This window comes from Pseudomonas sp. Sample_22, assembly GCF_004307635.1.
In the GTDB taxonomy this organism is placed as follows: domain Bacteria; phylum Pseudomonadota; class Gammaproteobacteria; order Pseudomonadales; family Pseudomonadaceae; genus Aquipseudomonas.
This window is the reverse complement of sequence record NZ_RCNY01000064.1, coordinates 1-8,061: the sequence shown is the minus strand read 5'-3', so window position 1 is coordinate 8,061 and position 8,061 is coordinate 1. Positions and strand designations below refer to the sequence as shown.

At 61.7% G+C, this 8,061-nt stretch carries 7 protein-coding genes; 6 read left to right on the top strand and 1 reads right to left on the bottom strand.

What is annotated here, in order from left to right:
• Window positions 1–97 precede the first annotated feature (97 nt).
• Entirely contained in the window at window positions 98–820 is a 723-nt protein-coding gene (locus D8U73_RS16875) for a tellurite resistance TerB family protein (RefSeq protein WP_130905172.1), read from the bottom strand.
• 175 nt (window positions 821–995) lie between these two features.
• On the opposite strand from D8U73_RS16875, the gene D8U73_RS16870 reads away from it, so the two are divergent.
• The 6 genes from D8U73_RS16870 (at window position 996) to D8U73_RS16840 (ending at window position 7,994) form a co-directional block, all read left to right on the top strand.
• Window positions 996–1,910, top strand: coding sequence for a LysR family transcriptional regulator (locus D8U73_RS16870; protein WP_130905171.1), 915 nt, complete (start codon window positions 996–998; stop codon window positions 1,908–1,910).
• Between the two features lie 134 nt (window positions 1,911–2,044).
• On the top strand, window positions 2,045–3,502 hold the full coding sequence (locus D8U73_RS16865) for a gamma-aminobutyraldehyde dehydrogenase (protein ID WP_056856295.1): 1,458 nt from the start codon (window positions 2,045–2,047) through the stop codon (window positions 3,500–3,502).
• An 83-nt stretch (window positions 3,503–3,585) separates the two neighbouring features.
• On the top strand, window positions 3,586–4,737 hold the full coding sequence (gene ydcS / locus D8U73_RS16860) for a putative ABC transporter substrate-binding protein YdcS (RefSeq protein WP_056856296.1): 1,152 nt from the start codon (window positions 3,586–3,588) through the stop codon (window positions 4,735–4,737).
• A 471-nt stretch (window positions 4,738–5,208) separates the two neighbouring features.
• Window positions 5,209–6,246 (top strand): ABC transporter ATP-binding protein, encoded by a 1,038-nt coding sequence (locus D8U73_RS16850; RefSeq protein ID WP_056856297.1) that lies wholly within the window; start codon window positions 5,209–5,211, stop codon window positions 6,244–6,246.
• Between the two features lies 1 nt (window position 6,247).
• Complete coding sequence (locus D8U73_RS16845) at window positions 6,248–7,195, top strand: ABC transporter permease (RefSeq protein WP_130905170.1); 948 nt, start codon at window positions 6,248–6,250, stop codon at window positions 7,193–7,195.
• A complete protein-coding gene (locus D8U73_RS16840; RefSeq protein ID WP_056856299.1) occupies window positions 7,185–7,994 on the top strand; it encodes an ABC transporter permease in 810 nt (269 codons plus the stop codon). Before D8U73_RS16845 ends, D8U73_RS16840 begins: the two co-directional genes overlap by 11 nt.
• Window positions 7,995–8,061: the final 67 nt, after the last annotated feature.

Genomic DNA, 8,061 nt, shown 5'->3' with positions numbered 1-8,061 from the left:
AGCCGAACGCGGAGCGTCCGTTGAGGCATTCCCACGCAGAGCGTGGGAACGATCATGATCCTGAAACAAGGCTTGCCGGCGATGGCGTTTGCAGAATTTAAACAGCAGCCTGGCGGACCTGTTTCTCCAGCTCGACCTTCAGACCCGGCTCAAGCTTGAGCTGGCGCGCCAATTCGTCGAGGTAGGATTTCTCCATGAAGCTCTCCTCATCCACCAGCATCACACTGGCAATGTACATCTCGGCGGCCATTTCCGGAGTGCTGGCGGCGCGGGCGACATCGGCGGGGTCCAACGGTTTGTTGAGTTCGGCGTGCAGCCAGTGCTGCAGTTCCTGATCGTTGTCGAGCTTGGTGAACTCGCCTTCGATCAGCTCGCGCTCACGGGCGTCAATGTGGCCATCAGCCTTGGCCGCCGCGACCAGCGCCTTGAGAATCGCCTGGCTGTGCTGCTCGACTTGCGCCGCGGGCAAGCGATCAAGGGTCTGTGGCTCGGTCTTCGGCGCCGTGCCCTGCTGAGCCTGCCAATTGCCATAGGCCTTGTAGGCAATCACGCCCAATGCCGCGAGGCCGCCATAGACCGCAACCTTGCCGCCGACCTTGCGCGCCTTCTTGTTGCCGAGTAACAAGCCCATTGCACCTGCCGCCAAGGCACCGCCACCCGCACCGGAAAGCAGACTGCCGAGGCCGCCCGAACCGCCGTTACCGCCGAGCAACCCGCCGAGAGCGCCACCGGACGGTTTGCCCTGCGCCCCGCCTGCCTTGTTCTGCAACAGGTCCTGACCGGACTTGAGCAGTTGATCGAGCAATCCACGGGTGTTCATTTTTTGCCTCCACTAAAAGGTTTGACCAAACCTTGAGGCCACCAGCCTAGATCGAAAGTGCCGCAACCTGACCTGCGAGAGTGCTTCCAGATGTTGCTCGAAGTCAGCCTGCCTTTCGTAAAAATGGATATACACTCGAACCTATCGATAAAAACCGCCCACTGGGTTTCCTCTCATGATGACCTTGCGTCAGATCCGTCATTTCATCGCCGTCGCTGAGACCGGTTCGATCTCCGCCGCCGCGCAAACCGCGTTCATTTCCCAATCGACCCTGACCCTGGCGATCCAGCAATTGGAGGAAGAGATCGGCGTCAGCCTGTTCAGTCGCCACGCCAAGGGCATGACCCTGACCCATCAGGGCCACCAGTTCTTACGACAGGCGCACTTGATCCTTGCCACTGTCGACAACGCCAAACGCAGCCTGCAACAGAGCACCGACCAGGTCGCCGGGCAGTTGATCATCGGCGTGACCAGCCTGGTGGCCGGTTATTACCTGGCGGATTTGCTGACCCGTTTCCAGCGCGCCTACCCCAACGTCGAGATCCGCGTGATGGAGGACGAGCGCCCCTACATCGAGCATTTGCTGGTCAGCGGTGAGATCGATGTCGGCGTTTTGATCCTCTCCAACCTCGAAGATCGCCACGCCTTGCAGACCGAAGTGCTGACCCATTCGCCCCATCGACTGTGGCTGCCGGCCCAGCATCCGCTGCTGGAGCACGACAGCATCAATCTCGCCGACGTGACCCGCGAGCCGCTGATTCAACTGAACGTCGACGAAATGGACCGCAACGCCCAACGGATGTGGACGGCAGCCTCGTTGCAACCGCGTATCACCTTGCGCACCGCCTCGACCGAAGCGGTGCGAAGCCTGGTGGCCGCGGGTCTGGGTGTTTCGATCCAGCCAGACATGACCTATCGCCCGTGGTCACTGGAGGGCGACATCATCGAAGCGCGGCCCATTGCCGACTTGAGCCAGACCCTCGATGTCGGCCTGGCATGGCGCAGGGGCACGGCGCGGCCGGCGCTGGTCGACCCGTTTCTTACTGTTGCGCGGGAACAACCCCACGGCGGACGCAAGCCATCTATTTAATCGAATGCCACCTTCAGTATTTAGAATTTGTCGACCTCGGGGCCGCGCACTAGTCTTGCTGCAACTATATAAGACGGTCGGCCCCCCGGTCACAGGGGAACCGCATGGCCACACAAGAAAAGAGAACTCGAAGAATGACTGGTGCACAGACCCCGTTGTTCACCGCATTGTTGATCGATGGTGAATTGGTCGCCGGACAAGGCTGTGCCGAACCCATCATCAATCCGGCCACGGGCGAAATCCTCACGCAGATTTCCGAAGCCAGCACCGAACAAGTCGAAGCCGCCATCCTCGCCGCCCACCGCGCCTTTGCCGGTTGGTCCCGGACTACGCCGCAACAGCGCTCCAACCTGTTGCTGGACATCGCCAACGCCATCGAAAAAAACGCTGACCAGCTCGCCCGTCTCGAAGCCCTGAATTGCGGCAAGCCGCTGCACCTGGCCCGTCAGGACGACTTGAGCGCGACTGTCGATGTGTTCCGTTTTTTTGCCGGTGCAGTGCGCTGCCAGACCGGCCAGCTCAGCGGCGAATACCTGCCGGGCTACACCAGCATGGTGCGGCGCGATCCCATTGGTGTCGTGGCGTCCATTGCGCCGTGGAATTACCCGATCATGATGGCCGCGTGGAAAATCGCCCCGGCCCTGGCCGCCGGCAATACGCTGGTGTTCAAGCCCTCGGAGCACACGCCGCTGTCGATCCTGGCCCTGGCGCCAGCGCTGGCCGAGATCTTGCCGCGCGGTGTGATCAACATCGTGTGCGGTGGCGGCGAAGGGGTTGGCAGCCATTTGGTCAGCCATCCAAAAATCCGCATGGTGTCGCTGACCGGCGATATCGTCACGGGCCAGAAAATTCTCCAGGCCGCCGCCAAAACCCTCAAACGCACCCACCTCGAACTCGGCGGCAAAGCCCCGGTGATTGTCTGCAACGATGCCGACATTCAAGCGGTGGTCGAAGGCGTGCGCACCTATGGCTATTACAACGCCGGCCAGGATTGCACCGCCGCGTGCCGGGTTTATGCACAGGCCGGGATTCACGACCGCCTGGTGGCTGAACTCGGTGCCGCCGTCAGCAGCCTGCGGTTTGCCGGCAAACGCGATGCCGACAACGAAATCGGCCCGCTGATCAGCACCCGCCAGCGCGACCGCGTGGCCAGTTTCGTCGAGCGTGCCCTCGGCCAGCCGCACATCGAACGGGTGACCGGTGCCGCGGTACATTCCGGCGCAGGGTTCTTCTATCAGCCGACGTTGCTGGCGGGCTGCAAACAAAGCGACGAAATCGTCCAGCGCGAAGTGTTCGGGCCGGTGGTCACCGTGACGCGTTTCGATGAGCTGGAACAAGCGGTGGACTGGGCCAACGATTCCGAATACGGCCTGGCGTCATCGGTCTGGACCCAGAACCTGGACAAGGCGATGCAGGTCGCCGCGCGGTTGCAGTACGGCTGCACCTGGATCAACAGCCATTTCATGCTGGTCAGCGAAATGCCCCATGGCGGGCTCAAGCGCTCGGGTTACGGCAAAGACCTGTCCAGTGATTCGCTCCAGGACTACAGCGTGGTGCGCCACATCATGGCGCGCCACGGGCAACATCTCTGACTACGCTAATAACAAGCCGCCAACGGCATGCTTCACCACGTTCAAAACTGCCCCGACCATAATTTGAAGAAGAGGGAATACCCATGTTCGTGCACAAGACCGCACTGCTCAGTGCAATCACCACGGCGCTGCTGGCCAGCGCCAGCCTCCAGGCCGCCGAGCCGCTGAAAGCCGTCGGTGCCGGCGAAGGCCAACTGGATATCGTGGCGTGGCCCGGCTACATCGAACGTGGCGAAAGCGACAAGGCCTACGACTGGGTGACCGGTTTCGAGAAGGAAACCGGCTGCAAGGTCAACGTGAAAACGGCGGCGACCTCCGATGAAATGGTCAGCCTGATGGCCAAGGGTGGTTATGACCTGGTCACCGCCTCCGGCGACGCCTCGCTGCGGCTGATCGGTGGCAAGCGTGTGCAGCCGATCAATACGGCGCTGATCCCGAACTGGAAAAACCTCGATCCTCGCCTCAAGGATGCGCCATGGTACGTGGTCAACAACCAGACCTACGGCACCCCATATCAGTGGGGGCCGAACGTGCTGATGTACAACACCAACGTGTTCAAGACTGCGCCTGACAGCTGGGGCGTGTTGTTCAACGCGGAAAATCTGCCGGACGGCAAACCGAACAAGGGCCGCGTTCAGGCCTATGACGGTCCGATTTATATCGCCGACGCCGCGTTGTACCTCAAATCGGCCAAGCCGGAACTGGGCATCCAGAACCCCTACGAACTGACCGAAGCGCAGTACAAGGCCGTGCTCGATCTGCTGCGCGCCCAGCAGCCGTTGATCCACCGTTACTGGCACGACACCACCGTACAGATGAGTGACTTCAAGAACGAAGGCGTGGTCGCGTCCGGCGCCTGGCCGTATCAGGTCAATGGCCTGATCAACGAGAAGCAGCCGATCGCGTCGACCATCCCGAAAGAAGGCGCCACCGGGTGGGCGGACACCACCATGTTGCACGCTGACGCCAAACACCCGAACTGCGCCTACAAGTGGATGGATTGGTCGTTGCAACCGAAAGTCCAGGGCGACGTGGCGGCGTGGTTCGGTTCGCTGCCAGCCGTGCCGGCGGCGTGCAAGGAGAGTGAATTGCTCGGTGCCGAAGGTTGCAAGACCAACGGTTTCGACCAGTTCGACAAGATCGCCTTCTGGAAAACCCCGCAAGCCGAAGGCGGCAAATTCGTGCCGTACAGCCGCTGGACCCAGGACTACATCGCGATCATGGGCGGCAGGTAAGCCGCTCTCCCCTGTGGCGAGGGAGCTTGCTCCCGCTGGTGGGCCGCCCCCCTGTGGCGAGGGAGCTTGCTCCCGCTGGGTGGCGAAGCCGTCCCCCTGTGGCGAGGGAGCTTGCTCCCGCTGGGTGGCGAAGCCGCCCCCCCTGTGGCGAGGGAGCTTGCTCCCGCTGGGTGGCGAAGCCGCCCCCCTGTGGCGAGGGAGCTTGCTCCCGCCGGGTGGCGAAGCCGCCATCCCTGTGGCGAGGGAGCTTGCTCCCGCTGGGTGGCGAAGCCGCCCCAAAACCGGTCGATGCGGTTTTTCAGACGAACCGCATCAACTCTTTTGGGAGGGCTGCGCCCTCCAGCGGGAGCAAGCTCCCTCGCCACAGGAGCGGCGGCTTAGCTCCCTCGCCACAAAAAGCAATGATTCAGTTTTTTCAGAAGTCCAGGCAGGGCCGCTGCGACCGCCCTCGCCTTTTTGGAGCACCGCACCATGACGCTTGCAGTCCAGTTCACCAACGTTTCCCGTCTGTTCGGCGAAGTGAAAGCCGTTGACCGGGTTTCCATCGACATCCAGGACGGCGAGTTTTTCTCCATGCTGGGGCCTTCCGGCTCGGGCAAAACTACCTGTTTGCGCCTGATCGCCGGTTTTGAACAACCCAGCGCAGGCTCGATCCGCATTCATGGCGAAGAAGCCGCCGGGCTGCCGCCGTATCAACGTGACGTGAACACCGTCTTCCAGGATTACGCGCTGTTCCCGCACATGAACGTTCGCGACAACGTCGCTTACGGTTTGAAAGTCAAAGGGGTCGCCAAGGCCGAGCGCCTCAAGCGCGCAGCCGAAGCCCTCGACATGGTCGCCCTCGGCGGCTATGGCGAGCGCAAACCCGTGCAGCTCTCCGGCGGCCAGCGCCAGCGCGTGGCCCTGGCCCGCGCACTGGTCAATCGTCCGCGTGTGCTGTTGCTCGATGAACCCCTCGGTGCGCTGGATTTGAAGCTGCGCGAGCAGATGCAAGGCGAGCTGAAAAAACTGCAACGCCAGCTCGGCATCACGTTCATTTTCGTCACCCACGACCAGACCGAAGCGCTGTCGATGTCCGACCGCGTGGCAGTGTTCAACAAGGGCCGCATCGAACAAGTCGACAGCCCGCGCAACCTGTACATGAAACCGGCCACCACCTTCGTCGCGGAATTCGTCGGCACCTCCAACGTGATCCGCGGTGATCTGGCGAAGCAAATCAGTGGCAATCCGCAGCCGTTCTCGATTCGTCCCGAACACGTGCGTTTCGCCGAAGGCCCGCTGGCCAGCCACGAAATCGAAGTCACCGGCTTGCTCCACGATATCCAGTACCAGGGCAGCGCCACCCGCTATGAACTGAAACTGGAGAATGGCCAGACCCTGAACATCAGCCAGGCCAACAATCAGTGGATCGACAGCAGCGCGCAGCACCAGACCGGGCAGCGCCTCAGTGCGCGCTGGGCGCGGGAAGCCATGGTCCAGTTGCACGACACCGTCGTCGGCGGGGTGTGAAATGAGCACCTTGGCTATTTCTCAAACCCAGTCGGGAGGTTCGCCGTTGCGCAGGTTTTCCAACCTGTTGTATCGCCGGCCCAACCTGTACCTGTCGATGCTGCTGGTGCCGCCACTGTTGTGGTTCGGTGCGATCTACCTCGGTTCGTTGCTGACATTGCTGTGGCAAGGCTTCTACACCTTCGACGACTTCACCATGGCGGTCAGCCCCGACCTGACCCTGGCGAACTTCGCCGCGCTGTTCCAGCCCTCGAATTTCGACATCATCCTGCGAACCCTGAGCATGGCCATTGTCGTGTCGATCGCCAGCGCCATCGTCGCGTTCCCGATTGCCTACTACATGGCACGCTACACCACCGGCAAGACCAAGGCGTTTTTCTACATCGCGGTGATGATGCCGATGTGGGCCAGCTACATCGTCAAGGCCTATGCCTGGACCCTGCTGTTGGCCAAGGGCGGCGTGGCGCAGTGGTTTGTGCAGCATCTGGGACTGGAGCCAGTCTTGCAGTTCGTGCTGGGCATTCCGGGTGTTGGCGGCAGCACCTTGTCGACCTCGCACCTGGGACGCTTCATGGTGTTCGTCTACATCTGGCTGCCGTTCATGATCCTGCCGATCCAGGCCTCGCTGGAACGCCTGCCGCCGTCATTGCTGCAAGCCTCCGCCGACCTCGGCGCCAAGCCGCGCCAGACCTTCATGCAAGTGATTCTGCCGCTGTCGATTCCGGGGATTGCCGCCGGTTCGATCTTCACGTTTTCCCTGACCCTGGGCGATTTCATCGTGCCGCAACTGGTTGGCCCACCGGGCTATTTTGTCGGCAGCATGGTCTACGCCCAGCAAGGTGCGATCGGCAACATGCCGATGGCCGCTGCGTTCACGTTGGTGCCGATCGTGCTGATCGCCATTTACCTGTCCATCGTCAAACGTCTGGGGGCCTTCGATGCACTCTGAAAAAGCCTCATTAGGCCTGCGCATTGCCGCCTGGGGTGGGTTGGTGTTCTTGCACTTCCCGATCCTGATCATCTTCCTGTACGCCTTCAACACCGAAGACGCGGCGTTCAGCTTTCCACCCAAGGGCTTTACCCTGAAGTGGATCGGCGTGGCGTTTTCGCGGCCCGATGTACTGGAAGCGATCAAGCTGTCGCTGCAAATCGCGGCCATCGCCACGGCGATTGCCATGGTCCTCGGCACGCTGGCGTCGGCGGCGTTGTATCGCCGGGATTTCTTCGGCAAACAAGGCATTTCGCTGATGCTGATCCTGCCGATTGCCCTGCCGGGGATCATCACCGGCATCGCCTTGCTGGCGACCTTCAAGACGCTGGGCATCGAGCCTGGGATGTTCACCATCATCGTCGGTCACGCGACGTTCTGTGTGGTGATCGTCTACAACAACGTCATCGCCCGCTTGCGCCGCACTTCGCACAGTTTGATCGAGGCCTCGATGGACCTCGGCGCCGACGGCTGGCAGACCTTCCGCTACATCATCCTGCCCAACCTGGGCTCGGCGTTGCTGGCCGGTGGCATGTTGGCGTTTGCGCTGTCGTTCGACGAAATCATCGTCACCACCTTCACCGCCGGCCATGAACGCACCTTGCCGCTGTGGCTGCTCAACCAGCTCAGCCGCCCACGGGACGTACCGGTGACCAACGTCGTGGCGATGCTGGTGATGATCGTGACCATGCTGCCGATTCTCGGCGCTTATTACCTGACGCGCGGTGGTGAAAGCGTGGCGGGGAGTGGCGGGAAGTAACTGACAACCCGATTCCCAATGTGGGAACCGAATTCCTGTGGGAGCTGGCTTGCCAGCGATGGGGCCG